Source organism: Hymenobacter canadensis, assembly GCF_027359925.1.
GTDB lineage: Bacteria > Bacteroidota > Bacteroidia > Cytophagales > Hymenobacteraceae > Hymenobacter > Hymenobacter canadensis.
In genome coordinates, this window is the sequence record NZ_CP114767.1 from 2,189,568 (window position 1) to 2,211,468 (window position 21,901).

14 protein-coding genes are annotated in these 21,901 nt (G+C 62.7%); 7 read left to right on the plus strand and 7 right to left on the minus strand.

The window, feature by feature from the left end:
* Nucleotides 1-81: 81 nt before the first annotated feature.
* Nucleotides 82-1,932, minus strand: a complete 1,851-nt coding sequence (locus tag O3303_RS09460; protein ID WP_269561815.1) for a DUF885 domain-containing protein — start codon at nucleotides 1,930-1,932, stop codon at nucleotides 82-84.
* A 261-nt stretch (nucleotides 1,933-2,193) separates the two neighbouring features.
* On the opposite strand from O3303_RS09460, the gene O3303_RS09465 reads away from it, so the two are divergent.
* Together O3303_RS09465 and O3303_RS09470 are read left to right on the plus strand one after the other, a co-directional pair.
* Nucleotides 2,194-2,910 carry a 3-ketoacyl-ACP reductase gene (locus O3303_RS09465; RefSeq protein ID WP_269561816.1) on the plus strand — a complete coding sequence of 239 codons (717 nt, stop codon included), beginning with the start codon at nucleotides 2,194-2,196 and terminating at the stop codon, nucleotides 2,908-2,910.
* 171 nt (nucleotides 2,911-3,081) lie between these two features.
* The gene (locus O3303_RS09470) at nucleotides 3,082-3,831 is read left to right on the plus strand and encodes a superoxide dismutase (protein ID WP_269561817.1); all 750 of its coding nucleotides are present in this window, start codon (nucleotides 3,082-3,084) and stop codon (nucleotides 3,829-3,831) included.
* 188 nt (nucleotides 3,832-4,019) lie between these two features.
* Here the strand turns inward: O3303_RS09470 and O3303_RS09475 are convergent, their stop codons facing one another.
* Nucleotides 4,020-5,324 (minus strand): carboxypeptidase-like regulatory domain-containing protein, encoded by a 1,305-nt coding sequence (locus tag O3303_RS09475; RefSeq protein WP_269561818.1) that lies wholly within the window; start codon nucleotides 5,322-5,324, stop codon nucleotides 4,020-4,022.
* A gap of 205 nt (nucleotides 5,325-5,529) precedes the next feature.
* Here O3303_RS09475 and O3303_RS09480 point away from each other — a divergent pair, with 205 nt between their 5' ends.
* The 5 genes from O3303_RS09480 (at nucleotide 5,530) to O3303_RS09500 (ending at nucleotide 12,957) form a co-directional block, all read left to right on the plus strand.
* Nucleotides 5,530-6,537, plus strand: a complete 1,008-nt coding sequence (locus O3303_RS09480; RefSeq protein ID WP_269561819.1) for an alkaline phosphatase D family protein — start codon at nucleotides 5,530-5,532, stop codon at nucleotides 6,535-6,537.
* 76 nt (nucleotides 6,538-6,613) lie between these two features.
* Complete coding sequence (locus O3303_RS09485; protein ID WP_269561820.1) at nucleotides 6,614-9,814, plus strand: serine hydrolase domain-containing protein; 3,201 nt, start codon at nucleotides 6,614-6,616, stop codon at nucleotides 9,812-9,814.
* A gap of 86 nt (nucleotides 9,815-9,900) precedes the next feature.
* Nucleotides 9,901-10,482 carry a beta-class carbonic anhydrase gene (locus O3303_RS09490; RefSeq protein ID WP_269561821.1) on the plus strand — a complete coding sequence of 194 codons (582 nt, stop codon included), beginning with the start codon at nucleotides 9,901-9,903 and terminating at the stop codon, nucleotides 10,480-10,482.
* Nucleotides 10,483-10,589: 107 nt separating this feature from the next.
* Nucleotides 10,590-11,234 carry a hypothetical protein gene (locus tag O3303_RS09495; RefSeq protein ID WP_269561822.1) on the plus strand — a complete coding sequence of 215 codons (645 nt, stop codon included), beginning with the start codon at nucleotides 10,590-10,592 and terminating at the stop codon, nucleotides 11,232-11,234.
* Nucleotides 11,235-11,331: 97 nt separating this feature from the next.
* Nucleotides 11,332-12,957, plus strand: a complete 1,626-nt coding sequence (locus O3303_RS09500; protein ID WP_269561823.1) for a 3-(methylthio)propionyl-CoA ligase — start codon at nucleotides 11,332-11,334, stop codon at nucleotides 12,955-12,957.
* A gap of 97 nt (nucleotides 12,958-13,054) precedes the next feature.
* Here O3303_RS09500 and O3303_RS09505 read toward each other — a convergent pair whose 3' ends face one another.
* From O3303_RS09505 to nagB, 5 genes are all read right to left on the minus strand, one after another.
* Nucleotides 13,055-13,558 (minus strand): DUF2059 domain-containing protein, encoded by a 504-nt coding sequence (locus tag O3303_RS09505; protein ID WP_269561824.1) that lies wholly within the window; start codon nucleotides 13,556-13,558, stop codon nucleotides 13,055-13,057.
* Between the two features lie 61 nt (nucleotides 13,559-13,619).
* Nucleotides 13,620-14,786, minus strand: a complete 1,167-nt coding sequence (locus O3303_RS09510) for an acyltransferase family protein (RefSeq protein ID WP_269561825.1) — start codon at nucleotides 14,784-14,786, stop codon at nucleotides 13,620-13,622.
* A 162-nt stretch (nucleotides 14,787-14,948) separates the two neighbouring features.
* The gene (locus O3303_RS09515) at nucleotides 14,949-16,280 is read right to left on the minus strand and encodes a RagB/SusD family nutrient uptake outer membrane protein (protein WP_269561826.1); all 1,332 of its coding nucleotides are present in this window, start codon (nucleotides 16,278-16,280) and stop codon (nucleotides 14,949-14,951) included.
* A gap of 39 nt (nucleotides 16,281-16,319) precedes the next feature.
* Nucleotides 16,320-19,514: a SusC/RagA family TonB-linked outer membrane protein gene (locus tag O3303_RS09520; RefSeq protein ID WP_269561827.1), complete on the minus strand. Its 3,195-nt coding sequence runs from the start codon at nucleotides 19,512-19,514 to the stop codon at nucleotides 16,320-16,322.
* 328 nt (nucleotides 19,515-19,842) lie between these two features.
* Nucleotides 19,843-21,765: a glucosamine-6-phosphate deaminase gene (nagB, locus tag O3303_RS09525; protein WP_269561828.1), complete on the minus strand. Its 1,923-nt coding sequence runs from the start codon at nucleotides 21,763-21,765 to the stop codon at nucleotides 19,843-19,845.
* Between the last annotated feature and the right edge of the window lie 136 nt (nucleotides 21,766-21,901).

Sequence of the window (21,901 nt, forward strand, 5' to 3'; positions counted from 1 at the left end):
TGAGCTTGCTGAGGCAGCTCTGCCGCTAGGAAGAGATGCTTCGACAAGCCCAGCCTGACGTACTTTGTTTGCGTGCTGCGCTTACTTCTGCGAGGCAGCCCAGGTGTCCATTTTGCGCTCCAGCACCGCCAGCGGCATCACGGCATCCTTCAGCAGCTCGTCGTGGAAGTCGGAGAGGCTGAAATGGGCGCGGTTCTGGCCGGCGTACTTTTCGCGCAGCTTGGTAGTGCTGTGTGCCCCCAGCTGCTCCTCATATTTGCGGCGCAGCTCCTGGATCTTGAGGGCGCCCACTTTGTAGCTCAGGGCCTGGCCCGGAATGGCCATGTAGCGCTCAATTTCGGCCGTAGCGCCATCCTCGCTGATGGCTTCGTTGGCCATCATGTACTTGATGGCCTGCTCGCGGGTCATGTTTTTGGTGTGCATGCCCACGTCCACTACCAGCCGGATGGCGCGGTGCATCTCGTCGCCGAGGGCGCCCATGTACTGGTAGGGGTCTTGGTAAAGGCCCAGTTCCTTGCCCAGGCTTTCGGTGTAGAGGGCCCAGCCTTCGCCCATGGCCCCGTACCAGGCAAAGCGCCGGAACTTGGGCAGGTCCTCGTTTTCCTGCTGCAGCGAAATCTGGTAGTGGTGGCCCGGAATGGCTTCGTGCAGAAACAGCGACTCCATGCCCGAGGTGGTGTTGAACTTGGTAGCGTCCACAATCGGGATGTAGAAGATGCCGGGGCGCGAGCCGTCGGGGCTGCCCTGGTTGTACTCGGCCGAGGCCGAGGCGGCGCGGAAGGCCTCGGTCTGGCGGATTTCGAACGGCGTTTTGGGCGTGCGCCCGAACATCTTTTTCAGGTTCGGATCAATCTTGGCCTGAATGGCGCGGAAAGCCCCCAGCACGTCTTCCGGCGTTTTGTAGGGCATCAGCTTGGGGTCGGTTTTCAGGGCGGCGAAGAAGGCTGGCAGGTCGCCTTTGAAGCCCACCTGGGTTTTCACCTTCTCCATTTCCTGCCGGATACGGGCCACTTCGCGCTGGCCGGTCTGGTAGATTTCCTCGGGCGTCTTGTCGGTGGTGGTCCACGTTTTCACGTAGTACTTATACAGCTCCGCGCCACCCGGAATGCCCGAAATACCAGTACTGGCGCGGGATTTGGGCAGGTATTCCTTTTCCAGGAAGTCGCCGAGCTTCTTGTACGTCGGCACCAGATCCTCCATGATGGCCTTGCGGTAAGCGACCGTAATCCGGTCTTTGTCGGCGGCCGGCATGTCGGCGGGCAGCTTGCTGATGGGGCCGTAGAACAGGCTCTTGGTGGGGTCCGTCACCACCAGGTCGCGCATCTGCGGAATCATCTTTTTAACCAGCGTGCGGGGCAGCACCACGCCGGTCTGCATGCCCGCGCGGAAGTTGCTGATGGCCGTATCGGCCCACACCGAGAAGCCCTTGACGCGGCCCAGCCAGTTGTCGTAGTCCTTGGCCGTTTTGAAGGGCTGCACGCCCTCGCCCGAGCCGTACTGGCCCATCGTTATGGGCAGGCCCCAGAACTGCTGAAACGGTATCATCCAGGTGTTGAGCTTGAGGCCTTCCAGCTTGTTTTCGAGGTCGTATTTGAAGATATCGTAGCTAACCTTGTCGTTGGCCGACAGTGTGGCGCGGTCGAACTTCTGCAGCGCCTCCAGGTACTTCTGGTAGGTGGCGGCCAGGTTCTGGCGGAACGCCTCGGTGCCGTCGTTGGGCAGCTGGTCGTTGTAGCGGTTGTCGCCCTGGGTGGTGGCATCGAGCGGAAACAGCTTGGCGTTGTCTTCCCAGTAGAGCGCAAACAGCTGGCTGATTTCCTTGACGTCGGCCAGGCTGGTAACGGCGGCGGCGTCCTCGGTTTTGGGCGGCGTCTGGTTGCAGGCGCTGAGCAGCGTGCTCAGGAGCAGGCCCGTCAGAACGATTTTTTTCATGCGAAGCGAAGGAGTGGGTTTAGAGCCGGAAAGATCACGCATTTATTGGAATTTGCGTACAGGGGCTGGATGAGGCTCCGAGTGTGGTACCACGAATTGCCGAAGGCTTCGTGGTACCACTATCGTTGAACGATTCAACTCCGCGCCGTTCAACGATAGTGGTACCACGACTGGAACGAGTCGGGGCACCACACCGGGCCACAGGCAACTTTTGCCGCCTCGGATAGTTTTACACCCTCAACTTCAATTACCCCCAACAGTATGGCATCAATAGCCGGAAAGAACGCCCTGGTAACGGGCGCAGGCAAAGGCATCGGCCGCGCCGTAGCAATAGCGCTGGCCCAGGAAGGCGTGCACGTAGCGCTGCTGGCCCGCACCGAAACGCAGCTGCAGGACGTAGCCAAAGAGATAGAGGCGCTCGGAGTGAAAGCCGTAGTGCTGGCCGCCGACATTGCCGACCGCGCCGCCGTGGAAGCCGCCGTAGCGCAGGCCACCGAGGCGCTCGGCTCCATTGACATCCTGATCAACAATGCTGGTATCGGCACGTTTGCCAAGCTCGTGGACATGGATCCCGCCGAGTGGGAGCACATCATCCAGGTGAACCTGATGGGCACCTACTACGCCACCCGCGCCGTGCTGCCGGGCATGATTGCCCGCGAAACCGGCGACATCATCAACGTGGCCAGCACGGCCGGGCAGCGCGGCGCCGCCACCACCAGCGCCTACAGCGCCTCCAAGTTTGCCGTGCTCGGCCTCACCGAGTCCTTGATGCAGGAAGTGCGCAAGCACAACATCCGGGTATCGGCCCTCACACCCAGCACCGTAGCCACCGATCTGGCCATCAGCAATAAGCTCACCGACGGCAACCCCGACAAGGTGATGCAGCCCGAAGACCTGGCCGAGTTCATGGTGGCCCAACTCAAACTCAACCGCCGCATCTTCATCAAGGAAGCCAGCATGTGGAGCACGAATCCGTAGGGTTCACAAGTAGTCTGTCATTCCGAGCAAAGCGAGGAATCTTGCCAGTGTAGTGATATATCACACTGGCGAGATTCCTCGCTTTACTTCGGAATGACAGACGATGCGCAACCCCAGCCCCGCCGCACGGGTACACCCTCCTGATCAACCACTCTTCTATTTCCTTCCGCCATGCTTAAGAGAGATTTTCTGAAAAACGGTCTGCTGACGATGGTTGGCGCCCTGGTAAGCCCCGCCGTACTGGCCGCTGCCCACGAAGAGAAGCTGCTACGCGAAGCCCGTGCCACGCCCATGGCCGACGGCCCCTTCACGCTGCCGGCGCTGCCCTACGCCTTCAATGCGCTGGAGCCGCACATCGACGCCAAAACCATGGAAATCCACCACGACGCGCACCACAAAACGTACGTGTCGAAGCTGAACGAGGCCGTGGTGGGCAAGCCCGAGGAAAAGCTGACCCTGGCGCAGCTGCTGGCCTCGGCCAGCAAGCAGCCCGACGCCATCCGCAACAACGCCGGCGGCCACTGGAACCACTCCTTCTTCTGGCAGATTCTCTCGCCCAAGGGCGGCGGGCAGCCGACTGGCGGCCTCGCGGCGGCCATCAACAAGGACTTCGGCTCCTACGAGAAGTTCACCGAGGAATTCACGAAGGCCGCTACCGGCCGTTTCGGCTCCGGCTGGGCTTGGCTGATCCACGATAAAAAGGCCAACAAGCTGATGATTACCAGCACCCCCAACCAGGACAACCCCCTGATGGACGTGGCCGGTATTCAGCGCGGCACGCCGCTGCTGGGCCTCGATGTGTGGGAGCACGCCTACTACCTCAAGCACCAGAACAAGCGCCCCGACTACATCAAAACCTTCTGGAGCGTGGTGAACTGGGGCGAAGTAAACAGCCGCTACGACGAGTCGCGCAAAGGTTAGGCTTAGTGCTTAGTGCTTAGTGCTTAGTGCTTAGTGCTTAGTGCTTAGTGCTTAGTGCTTAGTGCTTAGTGCTTAGTGCTTAGTGCTTAGTGCTTAGTATGTATGAAAGAGGCCCCGCCGGGTTACGGCGGGGCCTCTTTTTCTTTCTATTTTTTCGTTCCCAGGCACTAAGCACTATGCACTGAGCACTACCTAATAATCCGGCCGTCGCGGATGCGCACGTCGGGTTTGGGGGCGGCTTTCTTCACCATCGTGCCGAAGGCGCCGCGCTTCTCGAACGAGGCAATGACCTCATCTTCGACGGGGGTACGTTGCACTACGGGGTTGTTGGCCCAGAATTCGGGGTCGTATTTGAGGGCTTTGATGGCGGACAGGTCCCGGTCGTCCACGCTCACGCGGGCGTAGGGAATAGTGGTGGGCGTAGTATCGGTGTCATAGAAGAACGTGAACGACGACACCGTCAGCGGCGTGGCCGACTTGCCGGGGCTGGTGAGGTCGGCGGCCAGGTTCACCTTCATGTACTCCAGCGGGGCCACCACCACGGCGGGGTCGTCGTTGCGGAAGGCCATTTCGATTTCCAGCTGGGTGTTGCGGAATTTCTGGCTGGGGTCCGACGTGGAGCCCGTGAAGTTGGGCGACGTCATGTGGTAGCGCACCACTTTGTAGCTGTCGATATCAATCCAGATGGTGCCTTCCGACTTGTACTTGGTCAGCTCGGGACGGGTCTGGAAGGTGATTTCCGCAATGCCGCCCTTGGTGCTGTCGGGGCCCGAGGCCACAATGCCTTTCAGCTCCAGCAGGTAGTTCTGCACCACGTTGGGGCTGAGCAGCGCCAATGACCGGGTGGTGTCGGCGTTGGCATCGAACAGGCCGTAGGAGCGGGTGTAGAGCGAGAAGTTGCTGAAGTTGGTGATGCTGGGCACGGCGGCGTAGCGGCCCTGCGCAATGGCCGTGCCATCGATGCGGGCGTTGCTGGACTTCACGTTCCAAACCACTTCCTGCAGCTCGGTGGGCTGGTTGGCTACGCGCGTGATCTGGCGGTAGAAAGCCTTGCCGTAGAACTTCTGGCGGTAGCCGGCCCGCATCTGGCGGTAGGCGCGGTCAACGAGCTGAAATGGGTAGCTGCCCACTTTCACCTCGGGCAGCGCCACGGCCGCCGTGGCCAGCGCCAGCTTCAGCGGCTCCGCGGCACTCGTCACCCGAATGGTGTCCTTGAGGTGGCCCAGCTCCGACACCAGCAGCGTGACGGGCAGATTGGGCACCGAGAGGGTGAACTCGCCGTCGGCGTTGGTGGTGGTGCCGCGCGTGGTGCCGCGCACCACTACGCTGGAAAAGGGCAGCGTTTCGCGGGTGTCTTTGTCGACGACGGTGCCGCGCAGCTGCACCTGGGCCTGGGCGGCCTGCGCAAGCAGCAGCGCCGCCAGCAGCAGGCCCACGGGCCGCGCCGGGCGGCCAAAGGAAAGCACGAAAGAGAGAAAGGAACGCAGAATCAAAACGGCCGGGGTTGAGGTGAGAAGATAAACCGCTACGGCGCTAACGCCGCCGCGGCCCGCAAGCATATACGGCACCTGCAAAAGTAGGCCCACTCTAGCGAACCGCAGAAATCAGCGGTGCAATACCGCCTCTTTCAACACGGCCGTTAGTCCACCACAATTGTTGGTGCCCGCAGCCCCTACCCAAAAACTGCATCTTTACACTATGAAGAAGCCCCTGTTTCTACTTCTGGCGGCCAGCCTGCTGACCAACTGTACCGCCGAAGCGCAGAAGAACGCCTTGACCATTGCCTTCGGCTCCTGCAACCGCCACACCCTGCCGCAGCCACTCTGGAACGACATTGCCGCCCAGAAACCCGATGTCTGGGTCTGGCTTGGCGACAATATTTATGGCGACTCCGACGACCCGGCTGTATTAAAGGCCAAGTATGACGCCCAACTCAATCAGCCCGATTACGCGCAGTTCCGTCGGCAGGTACCGGCCATTATCGGCACTTGGGATGACCACGACTACGGCCGCAACGATGGCGACAAAACCTACCCCTTCAAGGCCCAGAACCAGCAGCTGGCCCTGGACTTTCTGCAGGAGCCGCCCGATAGTCCGCGCCGCCGCCAGGAGGGCATCTACGCGGCTTACACCTATGCCGTGGGTGGCAAAAAGGTGAAGGTGATTCTGCTCGACGACCGGTATTTTCAGGACACGCTCTACCGCAACGCCAACCAGGTATATCAGCCTAACCCCACCGGCGACGTGCTGGGCGAGGCGCAGTGGGCCTGGCTCGCGCAGCAGCTCCGCGCCTCCGACGCCGATGCGCACATTATTGGGTGCGGCATTCAATTTCTGCCGCAGCAGCACCGGTTCGAGAAGTGGGCCAACTTCCCGGCGGCCCGCCAACGCCTGCTGGCCCTACTCACCGAGACGCATCCCAAAGGCGTTTTGCTCATCAGTGGCGACCGGCACATCGGCGAGATGTCGCGCCTCGCGGTGCCGGGCCTGGCGGCGCCGGTGCTGGAAGTCACTTCCAGCGGCCTCACGCACCCGGCCACGAATAACACCGGCGAGCCAAACGACCTCCGCGTGGGGCCGCTCGTGAACCAGAAGCATTACGGGCTTTTCCGCTTCCGCCAGAAGCGCCAGCGGCTTTTCGTCACGGCCTCTCTGCGCGGAGAAAACGGCCAAGTATTCTATGAGCAGGAGCTGGAAGTGAAATAGTATCCTGAACTCTACTCAGGCTTACTGCATCCTTCCGATTCCCGTAAATTCGCCCTATCACTCATCCTCCTCGATCTTGTCCTTCCCCCGCTTCCTTCCATTTCTGTGGCTGCTGCTGGCACTGCTAAGCCCCCCGGACGCCTCCGCACAGCGTCGTAAACAGGCTACCGCCAAGAAGAAGACAACCCGCACCCTACCGCGGCGGCCCACCGCGGCACCCGCCGCCAAAGCCCCGGCCCGGCCTACTACGCCTAAGCCCACCGCTAAAGCAACCAAAGCAACTCCGAAAAATCAGCCCGTGCCTTTCGCGGCCCAGCTGGCCGGCTCGCGCTGGGTTGATTCGGTGATGGCCACGCTCACGCCCGACCAGCGGGTGGCGCAGCTGTTTATGGTGGCCGCCTACTCCAACCGCAAGCGCATCGACGAAGACTCGATTACAACCCTGATTCAGCAGTATGGCATCGGCGGCATCGTGTTTTTCCAGGGCGGGCCGGTGCGGCAGTCGCGCCTTTTGAACCGCTACCAAACCCAATCCAAGGTGCCGCTGCTGGTGGCCATGGATGCCGAATGGGGCGTGGGCATGCGCCTCGACAGCGTGCAGCGCTTTCCCTTCCAGATGAGCCTGGGCGGCATCCGCGACAACCAGCTGATGTACGACATGGGCACCGAGGTGGCCGCGCAGTTCAAGCGCCTGGGCATGCACGTCAACTTTGCGCCGGTGGTCGATGTCAACAACAACGCCGCCAACCCCGTCATCGGCTACCGCAGTTGGGGCGAAGACCGGCAGAGCGTGACCGAGAAAAGCTACCTCTACATGAAAGGCATGCAGGATGCCAACATCCTGGCCGTCGCCAAGCACTTCCCCGGCCACGGCGACACCGACACTGACTCGCACCTGGCCCTGCCCCTGCTGCGCATCGACCGCAAGCGCATTGACACGCTGGAGCTGTTTCCGTTCCGCAGCCTGATGGCGCGCGGCCTGGGCGGCATGATGGTGGCCCACCTCAACATTCCGGCCCTCGACACCACCGGCATGCCCAGCACCCTTTCCCGGCCGATTACCACGGGCTTGCTGAAGCAGAAAATGGGCTTCGAGGGCATGGTATTCACGGATGCCATGAACATGAAGGGCGTGATATCGAAGTACCCGCCCGGCGACGCCGACGTGCGCGCCCTGCAGGCCGGCAACGACATTCTGGAGTTCAGCAAGAACATTCCGCTGGCCTTGCGCATGGTGCGCGACGCCATCAACGCCGGCCAGCTCACCCAGGAATCCATTGATGCGCGCTGCCGCAAGATGCTGGCCCTAAAGCAGTGGGCCGGCCTCGACAAATACCGCCCCATCGACCTGAAGAATATTACCGCCGACCTCAACACGCCGCACGCCCAGTACCTGAGCCAGCACCTCACCGAGCTGTCTGTGACGGTACTGCGCAACCAGCGCAACCTACTGCCCCTGCAGCGCCTCGATACGCTGCGCCTAGCCACGCTCACCATCGGCACCAAAGACACCACCGACTTCCAGCGCATGGTGGCCGACTACGCTCCGGCCCGTCACTTCTGGATTTCGGCCACGCCCAGCCTGGATGAGCTGACCCGGATGCGCGAAACGCTGAAGGGCTTTAATACGGTGCTGATTGGGGTGAACAACCTCGGCCGCCTGCCGGCCACCAACTTCGGGGTAACCTCGGAAACCAACGTGCTGCTGCGCGAGCTGGGCAGCCAGGGCCAGAAGCTGGTGGTGTCGGTGTTCGGCAATGCCTATGCCGTGGCCAAAATCCGGGACCTGGACCGCGCCGATGCAGTGGTGCTGGCCTATCAGGAAAGCAAAAACGCGCAGGACGTGGCCGCCGAGGTGATTTTCGGGGGCATATCGGCCAGCGGCAAGCTGCCCGTGACCGTGAGCGACAAGTACAGCTACGGCGCCGGCCTCAGCACGCAGGGCGGCACCCGGCTGCGCTACAGCTTCCCCGAAGCCGTGGGCATGAACAACAACCTCGAAGCCCGTGTGGACTCCATCATGAACGGCGCCGTGGCGGCCAAGGCCTTCCCCGGGGGCGAGGTGGTCATTGCCCGGCGTGGCGTGGTAGTGCTGCGCAAAAGCTACGGTACCCACTCATTTGCTGATGCGCCCAGCCAGGCCGGCCGGGCCAGCCGCGCCGTCCGCAACACCGACCTCTACGACCTGGCGTCCCTGACCAAAGTATCGGCGGCGCTGCCGGCCCTGATGCGCCTGCAGGACCAGGGCAAGTTCAACCCCGACATGACCCTGGGTGAGCTGCTGCCGGAGTTGCGCGGCACCAACAAGCAGGACCTGAAGCTGCGCGACGTGCTCACGCACCAGGCCCGCCTCAAAGCTTGGATTCCGTTCTGGAAAGACTACACCAAGCCGCGCGGCCTGTTCAACTCGCTGCTCGGCAAGAGCCCAGCGACCAAGGAAGTGTCGCTCACGCGGCCTTCGGAGCTTAGCCGCCGCTACTTCCGCCCCGATTCGTCGGCGCGCTTCCCGTTGCGGGCCGCCACCGGCCTGTGGGCCCGCCAGGATTTTCCGGAGCTGATAACCAAGGTCATTGCCGAGTCGCCGCTGAACGAGAAACCCGGCTACGTCTACTCCGACCTGTCGTTTATTCTGTACCCGCGCTTCGTGCAGGCCGCCAGCGGCAAGCCCCTCAACCAGTTCATCACCGACGAAATCTACCGGCCGCTGGGGGCCACCACGCTGGGCTACAACCCCACGCGCCGCTTCCCGCTGGCCCGCATCACGCCCACCGAGTACGACTCGCTGTTCCGCAAGCAGCTGCTGCACGGCACCGTCGATGATGAGGGCGCGGCTTTGCTCGGCGGCCTCTCGGGCCACGCCGGCTTGTTCGGCAATGCCAACGATCTGGCCAAAGTGGTGCAGCTCTACGCCTGGAATGGCAAGTACGGCGGCCAGCAGCTGCTCAAGCCCGAAACCGTGCAGGAGTACACCCGCTGCCAGTTCTGCCCCGACAACCGCCGCGCCCTTGGCTTCGACCGGCCCGCCGCCAACCCCACGGTAAACTCGGCCAAAAGTGTGTCGCAGCAGAGCTACGGGCACACCGGCTTTACGGGTACCTATTTCTGGGTTGACCCCAAGGAGGAACTGACCTGCGTGGTGCTCACCAACCGGGTGAACCCCACGCGCCGCAACAACAAAATCACGGAGCGGAGCGTGCGCTCCGGCGTGCTGCAGGTGGCGCTGGAAAGCGTGCGGCCGGTGCAGCGGCAGGCCGTGGAAACGACGGTGGAGGAATAGCCACCGCCGTGGGCACAAGCGCAACAATTCGGGCGCAACGGCTCTTGTAGTGGGGCACCTCATCTTTCACCCCTAACGCGCCCGCCATGAGCCAGATTCTACAGGAAGTTCTCGCTGCCAACAAGCAGTATCAGGCCGAGTTCGGCGACAAAGGCTCCCTGGCCCTGCCGCCGGCCCGCGCCTTTGCCATCCTCACCTGCATGGACGCCCGCCTCGACCCGGCCAAGTACGCCGGCTTGTCAGAAGGCGACGCCCACGTTATCCGCAACGCCGGCGGCCGCGCCAGCGACGACGCCATCCGCTCGCTGGTGATTTCCTACAAGCTACTCGGCACCAAAGAGTTCTTCGTCATTCACCACACCGATTGCGGCATGCTGCTCTTCACCGACGACATCATGCGCGACCTGCTGGCTAGCAGCCTCGAAACCGCTACTGTGGACGAAAACGGCTGGCACGATGTAGGCCAGGGCCCCGGTTCGGCGGAAGCCCGCAACATTGCCTTCCTGACCTTCAAGAACCTGGAGCAAAGCGTCATCGACGACGTGCAGCGCATCCGGCAGCATCCGCTCGTACCCGCCACGATTCCGGTGTACGGCTACATCTACGACGTGAAAAGCGGCCAGCTGCTGGAAGTGCCCGCCGCCACGCAAATCGGGCAGGCAAAGTAACCGGCCCTTCCGACCAGTATTGCAAATGCCCCGGCCAGCTGGCCGGGGCATTTTTTGTGCAACTTATTCACCTACTTGCGGCTCTATCCTACTATAATTCAATGACTATGAAACACACGTATCTGTTGCCCGCCTTTGCCCTGTTAGGACTGGTGTCGGGCTGCGCCAAAGATCCGGCCCAGGAATTCAAACTCTCGGCCGAGCAGCTGGCCTGGCAGCCCTACCGCACCGGCGAAGTGCTGCGGTTTGGGCATGATAAGAGCAGCAAAATCCGAACCTACCGGGTTATAGAGGTACAGGACCGTATGGAAACGCAGTACCAAAGCGGCTCGTGGCTTCCTTTTCCGCAGAAAGAACCTCCCCTATATCAATATCTCACGATTAAAGTTCAGCGTACCGATTCAACGTCGCAACCTTGGGTAGCTCTGGATATGCACTTATACAGTATGCCAGTGGGTGGCATAGAGCTACGAGCAGCAGCAGAGTGGGAATCGTTCTATAACACCTATTTACCAATCGATTCTGTCAATGCTGGAGTATCTATAGACACGCTTTATTACCCGGGCATAAAGCTGCTACCAACAGTACGCCTAGGGCCAACTACCCACCCACAGGTCATTTTTTGTCGAAACAAATACCCTAATTCGATTCCTGCTGGCGGCAAACGGAACCGCTATCTGTATTACGCCAAGAGGAAAGGCGTGGTAGGGTTTCAGGAAGACGGCTCCGGCCTGTGGTACCGGCTGCCCTAAGGGCTGCATAAAATTCGGCAGAACGGTAGTTACGGTAGCGGAGCCGCAGTTTTCTCTGTAGCTTATGGCCCTGCCAACTCCCCCCAACCGACCTCCCATGCTAGGACTCATGATGCAGGAGCCGCTGCGTATCGCCGGCCTCCTCGAACACGCCGAAAAGTGGCACGCTGACACCGAAATCGTGAGCCGGCTGGCCGAGGGCGGCCTGCACCGCTACACCTACGCCGGCCTGGGCCGCCGCAGCCGGCAGCTGGCCCACGCCCTGGCCCGCCTGGGCATGCAGCGCGGCGACCGGGTGGGCACGCTGGCCTGGAACACGCACCGCCACCTGGAGCTGTACTACGGCGTGTCGGGCAGCGGGGCTGTGTGCCACACCGTCAACCCGCGCCTGTTTTTCGAGCAGCTGGTCTACATCATCAACCACGCCGAAGACCGGCTGCTGTTCTTCGACCTCACCTTCCTGCCGCTGGTGGAAAAGCTGGCCCCCAGCTGCCCTAAGGTGGAAAGCTGGGTACTGATGACCGACCGGGCCCACATGCCCGAAACCACCACCCTGCCCGACCTGCGCTGCTACGAAGACCTGCTGGCCACCGAAAACGCCGAGTACGCGTGGCCGTATTTCGACGAGAATACGGCCTCCTCGCTGTGCTACACCTCCGGCACCACCGACCAGCCCAAGGGCGTGCTGTACTCGCACCGCTCCACGCTGCTGCACAGCTACGCTGCCTCCCTACCCGACTGCTTCAACTGCTCGGCCCGCGACACGGTGCTGCCAGTAGTGCCCATGTTCCACGTTAACGCCTGGGGCATTCCGTACGCGGCGCCGCTCAACGGTTGCAAGCTGGTGCTGCCCGGCCCCGGCCTCGACGCGGCCAGCCTCTACGAGCTCTACGAGACGGAGGGCGTGACCTTCACGGCCGGCGTACCCACCATCTGGTTTGGGCTGCTGACGTTTATGCGCGAGAAAAAGCTGCAGTTCACTACCCTGCGGCGCATGATTGTGGGCGGCGCTTCCTGCCCGCCGGCCTTGCTCAAGGCGTTTGATGAGGAGCTGGGCGTGGAAATCCGGCACGCCTGGGGCATGTCCGAAACCTCGCCGCTGGGCACGGTCTGCACCCTCAAGACCCAGCAGCTCAGCCTCAGCCCCGACGAGCAGTTTGCCATCCAGACCAAGCAGGGCCGCGCCATCTTCGGGGTGGATATGCAGATTGTGGACGATGCCGGCCAGCCCCTCCCCCACGACGGTGTGGCGTTCGGCGACCTACTGGTGCGCGGGCCGTTCATCGTGGCCGAGTACTTCCGCACCCTACACCCTGGCGAGCTGACCGCCAGCGGCTGGTTCCGCACCGGCGACGTGGCCACCATCGACCCCAACGGCTTCATGCAAATCACCGACCGCAGCAAAGACGTCATCAAGTCGGGCGGCGAGTGGATTTCCAGCATCGAGCTGGAAAACCTGGCCATCGGGCACCCGCATATTGCCGAGGCCGCCGTTATCGGCGTGCCCCACCCCAAGTGGAGCGAGCGGCCATTATTGGTGGTAGTACGCAAGCCCGAGGCCACCGTCACGGCCGAAGAGCTACTAGCTTTCTACGACGGCAAAGTAGCCCGCTGGTGGATTCCGGAAGCCGTGGAATTCGTAACCGAGCTACCCCACACCGCCACCGGCAAGCTCCTCAAAACGCAACTCCGGAAGAATTTCGCGGGATACCAATGGCCGTAGCAACTCCAACCTAATAACGCAAACGCGCCGGCTGCCTGTAGTGGCAGCCGGCGCGTTTGGTAACGAGGTCAAAACATTGCCGCGTTTCTGTGGCAGTTTAGTTGTCGGTGGTTGGGGGCTGGCTTTTCATTTTTTCCGCAATGGCCTGCTGCAGCTCGGGCATATGCTCCTGCATCCGGCGCTGCCCGATTTCCATGCCGCCTTGCATAAGAATCGGCATTTTCTCCAGGGCTTTGCGGCCGACAAGTGTCTGGTAAAACTTGGTCATTTCCTTAAGCTCCTTCTCCGTGAACTCGCGGGCGTAGAGCTGCACCAGGTCTTCCTTGATGACCGCCCAGCTCATGTACTTGTTGAAAAACTCACGGAAGACCGGCTCCATGGCTTTCACATTAGGGTTTTGCTGCGTCTGCATGGCCAGCATCCGGTCGATGGAGGTTGCTATGTTCTTTTCCGTGTTGGCCACTTCCAATGCCTCCTCGGCGGCCTTGCGCAGGCTATTGGATATAGGCTGGGCAGCGGCGGGAGCAGCAGGCGCCTGGGCCATTGCGGTAGGGGCAGCCAGCATCAGCGCGGCCGCCATAGTCAATAGATAATTTTTCATAGTCCCATAGATACGACATCCTGTTGATTCTGGCGCACTTTGTAATACCAGCAAGCCGGCCTCACACTTTGATAATCACACCCTTCTTATACATCCCCCACAGCACGCCCAGCCAGATCAGCACGCACACCAGCGCGCCGGCCAACGAGGCGTTGACAGGGCTGAAGTAGGGCGTGAAGAACGTGTTGTAGAGCCAGGCACGCAGCGTCACGTCGCCGACTTTAATCAGGTTGAGGGTTTTGGAAACGATGGCCGAGAGGAAGAAAACGGTAATGGCATTCACGCCGTAGGCCAGGGCCGGCCGGGTCCACCAGCCGCGGTGGTTTTGCACGTCCGTCAGCCAGTAGAGGGCCGCCAGGGCCATCATGGCCAGGCCGCCGGTATAGAGCACGTAGGAGCTGGTCCAGAGGCTTTTGTTGATGGGAAACCAGCCGTTCCAGATCAGGCCCAGCAGCACCGCCGCGCCGCCCGCCACAAACAGCCAAGCCACGCGGGCGGCCGGCTCCACGTCCTTGCGCCGCAGCCACTGCGCCGTGAGCATCCCGAGCAAACCCGTACCGATAGCGGGCAGCGTGCCGAGCAAACCTTCGGGGTCCCAGGTGCGGCTGTTTTTCCAGAGGTGGCTTTCGGTGAATACCAGCCGATCCAGCCAAGCGCCGAGGTTGGTGCCGGCCTCCAGGTTGGCGGCCCCGTAGCCGGGCACCGGCACCACCTGCAGCAGCACGTTGTAGAGCACCAGCACGAAGGCCAGCAGCCCGAACTGCTGCCGCCGCGTGGTTTTCAAAAACAGCACCCCGCACACCAGAAACACCCACGAAATGCGGGCCAGCACGCCCGGAATCCGGAGCGTGTCAAACTCAAACTTCGGATACAATGCCCCCAGCAGCCCCAGCCCAAACAGGATGGCCGACCGTTTCAGCACCCGAACCATCGTGCGGGCCTGGGTTTCAGGCTGCCGCCGCGCGCCATCCAGCGCATACACGATGCTGACGCCCACGATGAACAGGAAGAACGGAAAAATCAGGTCGGTGGGCGTGCAGCCGTGCCAGTGCGCGTGCTCCAGCGGCGCGTAGATGTGGCCCCAGTCGCCGGGGTTGTTCACCAGAATCATGGCCGCCACGGTGAGGCCGCGGAATACGTCGAGGCTGATGAGGCGGGCCGGCTGCGAGGCCTCGGCCAGCGGCACGGCACCGGTAGTTTCTACAGCAGCCTGGGTGGTGGTTTGCATGGCGGGATTAGCAGCAAGTATCAGAGAAGCGGGAATACCCAAAGCTATAAAATACGGCCACGCCACGAGCGTTTATTCGTGCTTACGGCCAGCGCGCAACGCACACGGCTGGCCTCCGCCCGAAGCAGAAGCCAGCCGTGTGTCCTACCCGCTTGGGTCAGCCTAAATAGCCGGATCTTCGGGCGTATTCACATTGTTTTCCCGCTCTACCCGCGGATAAGGGAAGAAGTTGCGGTTGCGCTCGGCCCCGGTTGTGCCCGGGCCGGGCCGGTTGAAGCGGCGGCTGTCATCGAGGCGGAAGCCCTGGAAGGCCAGCTCTACCTGCCGGTTGCGATAGATGTCGAGCAGCACGGCAGCCTGGGTGAGGGCGCCACCATACGCCGCCAGCCCAGCCCCGGGAGGCGCCGTGGGGTACGCAGCGGCACCCACGGTCAGGGTGGTGGCCGCCGCCGTACTGGTACGCACCCGGTTCAGCTCCGTCACGGCGTTGGGCAGGTCGTTTTTGCGGGCGTAGGCCTCGGCCCGGATCAGCAGCATCTCGCCGGGCACGTACACCGGCACCGGGGCGGCGCTGGCCGTGTAGAAGCCCGTGCCCCGGTTCTGGGTGGGGGTAGGCGAAGCCCGGGTATAGAACGGAATGCGTCGGTCACCGGCCTCGGGCGCCAGCGCGCCGGTCAGGCCCAGGTTCACGTCGGTGGGCTCAAACACGTTGCGGTTGCCGAAGGCCACCTCCGACACGGCGTTGCGGGCCAGCTCATCAAACGTGAAATAAGAGCGGCTAACCTGGTCGACGCGGGCGGCGGCCGCAATGGCTTTGTCGTAGTCGCCGGCCAGCAGGCTGTAGCGCGCAATCAGGGCCTGCAGGGTGTTGGCGAGGTTGATGCCGCCGATAATCTTACTGTTGAAATCGGCCGAAACCGGGTTGGCGGCCAGCTGGGTGGCCGCCGTTTCCAGCTGCGCCACCGCCGACTGCAGCGCCGCCACCCGCGGCACAAACGGCGCGTTGGTAGCCGTGGTGATGGGCAGCTGCTCGAAATACTGCGCCACCGTGCCGATGGCCAACGCCCGGAAGATGCTGGCGTAGGCCACAATGCCGCTGCGCGTGCCGGGGTCGGCGGCGTTGCCGGCGTTGGCTAGCACCAAGTCGGCGTTGGCGCGCACCAGCTGGCTCTGGGTCCAGACGTTGCGCACCACGCCGTTGAGGTTGGTGACGTTGCCGGCCCCGAGGCTCACGTTGAATTCCTCGATGTTGCCCACGTTAATCACCGTCAGCTCGCGCGTGCTCAGGCCCCCGGCCGCCACGGTGTTGTAAATCGGGCTCAGGGCGCCGCCCGTAGTAAAGCGCGACTGCAGGCCGTTGCAGACGGTAATCAGGCCGTCGGCGTTAGTGACCACCTGCTCCTGGCTGGCGGTGCTGGGGTTCAGGTATTCTTTGTCGCAGCTGCTGACCGTCAGCACGGTCAGGGCAGCCAGCGAAACCAGTATCTTTTTCATGGCGTGAATCGAAGTGAGGGAGAAAAGGGACAGCCGGGCCTAGAACGTGCCAGCCAGCCGCAGCTGGTAAGTGCGCGGAATCGGCACGTTGCCGAAGTCAATGGCTCGCAGCAGATCCGACGAGCCGCCAGCGCTGGTTTCGGGGTCGAAGCCCTTGTAGTCGTCCCAGGAGTAGAGGTTGCGGCCTACCACCGACACGCTCAGGTTGCTGATAGACTTGCTGACGGTAGGCAGCGTGTAGGTCAGGGCGGTTTCGCGCAGCTTCACGTAGGAGCCGTCATCCACCCGAAACTCCTGGGTGTTGTACACGCTGAAGATGTAGCCCCGGGGCAGCTCACCGCGCAGCTCCTTCTCGGCCAGGTCGCCGAGGCCCACGCCCTGCCGGGTGCGGTAGTCGGCGTTGAATACGTCCACACCCTGCACGGCATCGAGCAGCACGCGCAAGCCCAGCCGCTTGTAGGTGAAGTTGGTGCTGAACGAGCCGGTCCAGTCGGGGTTGGGATTGCCGATAACCACGTTGGCAATGCTGGTGCCCTGCGCGTAGCTGGGCTGGCCGTCGGAGTTGCGGGCCGGCGTAAAGGCCGTAGAACCGGTGCTCTGGCCGGTGGTGCGCTCATCCTGCGGGAAGCCCTGGGGCGTGAGCAGCAGCGAGCCGTCGGGGTTGCGGGCGTAGGCCGAGCCGTAGAACACGCCCGCAGGCTGCCCGTTCAGCAGATACACCGGCGCCCCCGTCACGTTGTCAATCAGGATGGCCGACGAGCCCACCAGGTCCACAATCTTGTTGCGGTTGCGGCTGTAGATGGCCGTAAAGTCCCAGCTGAAATCGGTGGTTTTAACCGGCGACACGCTCAATTGCACCTCCACGCCTTTGTTGTTGAGCCGGGCCACGTTCTCCACAATGGACGAGCCCCCACGCGACGGCGCAATCGTGCGGTCCACCACCAGATCCTTGGTTTTCTGGTCGTAGACCGTCACGCCCAGGCCCAGCCGGTCGTTCAGGAAGCCCAGGTCGGCGCCCACTTCCAGCTCGGCCACGCGCTCCGGCCGCACCCGCGGGTTGGCCAGGCGAGCGTTGGGCAGAAACGTGGCGCGGCCCTGAAAGGCCACTGGCGTAAACTGGTAGAATCGGTCGTAGCTGTCGATGCCGTTCAGGTTGCCGGCCTCGCCGTAGCTAGCGCGCAGCTTCAACGAGTTGAAGGCCGTGGCGTAGCCGGCATTCTTCCAGAAGCCCAGATCAGACAGCACCAGTGAGCCGCTCACTTTGGGGTAATACTGGTTTGTTTCGGAAGGCGAGAACTTCGACGACCGGTCGCGCCGGATGGCGGCCGTCAGGAAGGCAAGGTTGCGAAACCCGATAGTACCCTGGCCGAACACGCCGCTCAGATCAAACTGATCGAGCCCGTAGCTGGAGGCCACCGTGGTGCTGCCCGAGCCGCTGACCGTGGAGATAAACGGCGTCTGGTTCTGGCCCTGGGTGCGCACCAGCTCGCTGCGCAGGTACTGGTAGCTGTAACCGGCCAGCAGCGTCAGCTTGAGGTTTTCGGTGAACTGCCGCTCGTAGCCCAGGTTCACGTCGGAGTTCAACTGCAGCACGTTGTTGTTGGCGTTGGCCGCGAAGCCCAGCGGGTAGCGGGCCAGCGGCAGGCCGGCCGTGGCCTGGTACGGGTAGGGCCGGATGTAGTTCTGCCCCGCCTGCGAGTAGGTATCCACGCCCAGAATGTAGTCGAGCGAGAAGCCCGCAAACGGCGTTAGGTTCACCTGCAGGTCGCTGATGGTGCGGTTGATGCGCTGCGTGAACTTCATGTCCTCGATGGTGGACAGCGGGTTGACGCGGGTGGGTTCCACGGCCTGCAGGTTGCCGTTGAGGTCGCGCTGGTTGATGTCGTAGATGTTGTTGGTGATGTTGATGGAGTTAATGGGGCTGTAGAACACGTTGCCATTGGCTTTCTCGTTTGAGAAGCTGTTGTTGTAGGCAATGCCCGCCGAAGCCCGCGCCCAACTGGCGAAGCGTTGCTCTACGCGGGCCCGCAGGTTGTAGCGCGTGAAGTCAGTACCGTCGATAATGCCTTGGTTTTTCAGGTAGCCCGCCGACACCAGATACTGCGTCCGCTCAGCCCCGCCCGCCACCGATACGCCGTTATCGGTGCCGTAGCCGGTTCGGAAGATGTCGTTGAAGTAGTCGTAGCGGGGCACGTCCACGAGGTTGGTGGCCAGCTGGGTGGTGGCCCCGGCCCGCGTGATGCCGGTGGTGGTGGTGCTGGGGTTGGCAGTCAGCTGCTGGGGCGTTGGCGCCCCGATGGTGTAGAGTCGCAGCCCCGCAAACCCAAACTGCTTGCCATAGGTATTCACCGGCAATGATTTACGTAGCTCGTTGATGCTGAAACTGGTGTACACCGATACCCGCGCCGCGCCGGCCACGCCGCGCTTGGTGGTGATGAGCACCACGCCGTTGGAGGCCCGCGAGCCGTACTGCGCCGCCGCCGCCGCCCCGTTTATCACGTTGATGCTGGCAATGTCGTTGGGGTTGAGGTCGGCCAGGCGGTTCTGCCCGGCGTTGGCCGACCCGATATCCGGCCCCGCCGCCAGCTGCGACACGTTGGTGCTGTTGTTGCTCACAATCACGCCGTCAATCACATACAGCGGGTCGGAGGAGCCCCGCAGCGAGTGAATCCCGCGCAGCCGCACCGACATGGAGCCGGAAGGGTCGCCGGAGTTCTGCACGATCTGGGCGCCGGGCAGCTTGCCCTGCAAAGCGTTGAGGGCGCCGCCGGTGCCGCTCTGCACCAGGTCGCGGGCCGTTACGGTGCTGATGGCGTTGCCAAGCTCGCGCTTGTTCACGCTGATGGTGGAGCCGATAACCACTACGTCGTCGAGGTTCTGGCTGGCTTCGGCCAACGACACGTCGGTGGTGACGCTGGCGCTGCTGCCCACCGTGACGGTGCGGTTCTGGGTGCGGTAGCCGATGGTGGAAAACGTGAGGGTGTAAGTGCCGGGCGCCACCTGCACGGGCAGCGTGTAGTTGCCGTCGGTGTTGGTGGCGGTGCCGAGCGTAGTGCCCCCGAGCAGCACGGTGGTGCCGGGCAGGCCCTGCCCCCGCTCATCGGTGACGCGGCCCTGCAGCGTATAGGGCTGCCGCGTGCCATCCTGGGCCAGCGCTGGCACGGCTACCAGCACGCTCAGCAGCGGCCCGCCCAGCGAACGGGCCAGCCGGGCAAAAGAGTAGGAGTTTTGCATAGGTGAGAAGGAAAAAAGAGTGGGAAGTGAAGCGTAATGCTCAGGAAATATATACTATTATTCCTGTAAATAATACCAGCAAAAATCCTGTCGTTTTCTGGTACTCGACCCTCGCTTACATGCCTGCAGCGCCTGGTTTGGCACAGATAATTGGCGCAGGTCAGCCGCCCGGAATTTTGCTTAAAGGCTGTTTGAGTCTATGTACACGGTCATGCTGAGCCTGCCAAAGCATCTCTACCGCTTCGTTGCCAAAGTAATCTGATTACTACTCGGTAGAGATGCTTCGGCAAGCTCAGCATGACCGTTGCCACAGGCTTCCCCCCCCCTTTTAGAAATGCCAACGCACGAAGGCTTCGATGCCTTCGTATTCGGGCAGGCCCAGCTGATCGTAGAGGCGGGCGGTGGTGCGGTTGCGCTCCTCGGCGCGCTGCCAAAACTCGCGCTGGTCGGCACCCGGGAACAGCGGCCGGTCTTTCTGGCTCTGGTGCTTGAAGATGGCGCGGCGCTTGCGCGTGAGCTCCTGCGGGCTCAGGGGCACGGCCATTTCAATCTGGGCCACGTCCCACTCCTGCCAGGCGCCGCGGTACAGCCACACCCAGCAGTCTGAGAGCCAAGGCGTGCCCGCCGCCTTCAGCCGCCGCACCGCCTCGAAGATGGCCGCCAGACACACGCGGTGCGTGCCATGCGGGTCGCTCAGGTCGCCGGCGGCGTAGATCTGGTGGGGCTGCAGGCGGTTGAGCAGGTCGATGGTGAACTGGATGTCTTCTTCGCCGAGCGGCTTTTTGCGCACCCGGCCGGTTTCGTAGAACGGCAGGTCCTGGAAGTGGGCGCGGGTGTCGGGGTCGAGGCCGGCGTAGCGCAGGGCGCTTTTGGCCTCGCCGCGCCGGATCAGGCCCTTGATCTGCTGCACCTCGTCGGAATCCACCTGGCCGGGCTGCTTGTTTTTCAGGAAATCGGCCACGCGCTGGTAAAGCGTTTCGGCCGGCTGCTCGTCGAAGCGGAAGGCCTCGTCGTAGTCGGCCACGAAGTCGGCAAAGCGGATGGCCTCGTCATCGAACACGGCAATGTTGCCGGAAGTCTGGTACGCCACGTGCACTTCATGGCCCTGGTCCACCAGCCGAATCAGCGTGCCGCCCATGGAAATAACGTCGTCGTCGGGATGGGGCGAGAAGATGAGGGCCCGTTTGGGGAAAGGCGCGGCCCGCTCGGGGCGGTGGGTGTCGTCGGCGGTGGGCTTGCCGCCGGGCCAGCCCGTGATGGTGTGCTGCAGCTCGTTGAACACCCGGATATTGAGGCTGTACGCCTGCCCTTCGGCTTCAGCCAGCAGGTCGGAAAGGCCGTTTTCGTTGTAGTCTTCGTCGGTGAGCTTGAGGATGGGCTTTTCCACCAGCCGGGCCAGCCACGTCACGGCCTTGCGCACCTGGGCGGCGTCTTGCCAGTCGCTGGCCTGGCCGGCCAGCCAGGGCGTTTTGCGCGAGCTGAGCTCGGCGGCGGCGGCCTCATCGAGCACGGCCTGCACGGCGGGGTGGTGCTGCAGGTAGGTGGCCGGCACGGTGTCGGTGGGCTCGCCTTCCACCATGCGCTTTATCACGGCGGCTTTGCCCTCGCCCCAGGCCAGCAGCACAATGTGGCGGGCTTCCAGGATGGTGCCCACGCCCATCGTAATGGCGCGGCGCGGCACGTTTTCCTCGCCGTAGAAGTCGGAGGCGGCATCGGTGCGCGTGATGTGGTCGAGGGTGATGAGGCGGGTGCGCGAGGCGGCGCCGGAGCCGGGCTCGTTGAAGCCGATGTGGCCGGTGCGCCCGATGCCCAGCAACTGCCAGTCTATGCCGCCGGCCTCCCGGATCTGCTCTTCGTAGCGGCGGCAGAACTCGCCTACCTGCTCGGCGGGCACGGTGCCGTCGGGGATGTGCACGTTTTCGGGCCGGATGTCGATGTGGTCGAACAGGTACTCGCGCATGAACCGCACGTAGCTCTGCAGCGAGTCGGGCGCCATCGGAAAATACTCGTCGAGGTTGAAGCTGACAACGTTCTGGAAGCTCAGCCCCTCTTCCCGATGCAGCCGCACCAGCTCCTCGTACACCCGCGTCGGCGACGAGCCCGTGGCCAGGCCCAGCACGGCCGGGCGGCCCTCCTGGGCGCGCTGCCGGATAAAGGCGGCCAGCTCGCGGGCCACCTGCACGGAGGCCTGCTCAGAATCGGGGAAGATGCGGACGGGCACGCGCGAGGCGGCAGGGCTGGCAGCAGACATAGCAAACGGAACAGGTGGAAGATGGACACGGAAAGCGCGGAAAAATGGAGCTTTGACGGCAGCATTCAAAGTCAAATTTCTACTAAATAAAATACCATATATAGTTGGCTGCTATTGTGCAGCTTTCTAGCTTTAA

Bases quoted from the DNA above. Each gene is read 5' to 3' on its own strand.
- O3303_RS09515 (WP_269561826.1), bottom strand. From the start codon at position 16,280: ATGAAAAAGATACTGGTTTCGCTGGCTGCCCTGACCGTGCTGACGGTC.
- O3303_RS09500 (WP_269561823.1), top strand. From the start codon at position 11,332: ATGCTAGGACTCATGATGCAGGAGCCGCTGCGTATCGCCGGCCTCCTC.
- O3303_RS09510 (WP_269561825.1), bottom strand. From the start codon at position 14,786: ATGCAAACCACCACCCAGGCTGCTGTAGAAACTACCGGTGCCGTGCCG.
- O3303_RS09465 (WP_269561816.1), top strand. From the start codon at position 2,194: ATGGCATCAATAGCCGGAAAGAACGCCCTGGTAACGGGCGCAGGCAAA.
- O3303_RS09520 (WP_269561827.1), bottom strand. From the start codon at position 19,514: ATGCAAAACTCCTACTCTTTTGCCCGGCTGGCCCGTTCGCTGGGCGGG.
- O3303_RS09460 (WP_269561815.1), bottom strand. From the start codon at position 1,932: ATGAAAAAAATCGTTCTGACGGGCCTGCTCCTGAGCACGCTGCTCAGC.
- O3303_RS09495 (WP_269561822.1), top strand. From the start codon at position 10,590: ATGAAACACACGTATCTGTTGCCCGCCTTTGCCCTGTTAGGACTGGTG.
- O3303_RS09480 (WP_269561819.1), top strand. From the start codon at position 5,530: ATGAAGAAGCCCCTGTTTCTACTTCTGGCGGCCAGCCTGCTGACCAAC.
- O3303_RS09470 (WP_269561817.1), top strand. From the start codon at position 3,082: ATGCTTAAGAGAGATTTTCTGAAAAACGGTCTGCTGACGATGGTTGGC.
- nagB (WP_269561828.1), bottom strand. From the start codon at position 21,765: ATGTCTGCTGCCAGCCCTGCCGCCTCGCGCGTGCCCGTCCGCATCTTC.
- O3303_RS09490 (WP_269561821.1), top strand. From the start codon at position 9,901: ATGAGCCAGATTCTACAGGAAGTTCTCGCTGCCAACAAGCAGTATCAG.
- O3303_RS09505 (WP_269561824.1), bottom strand. From the start codon at position 13,558: ATGAAAAATTATCTATTGACTATGGCGGCCGCGCTGATGCTGGCTGCC.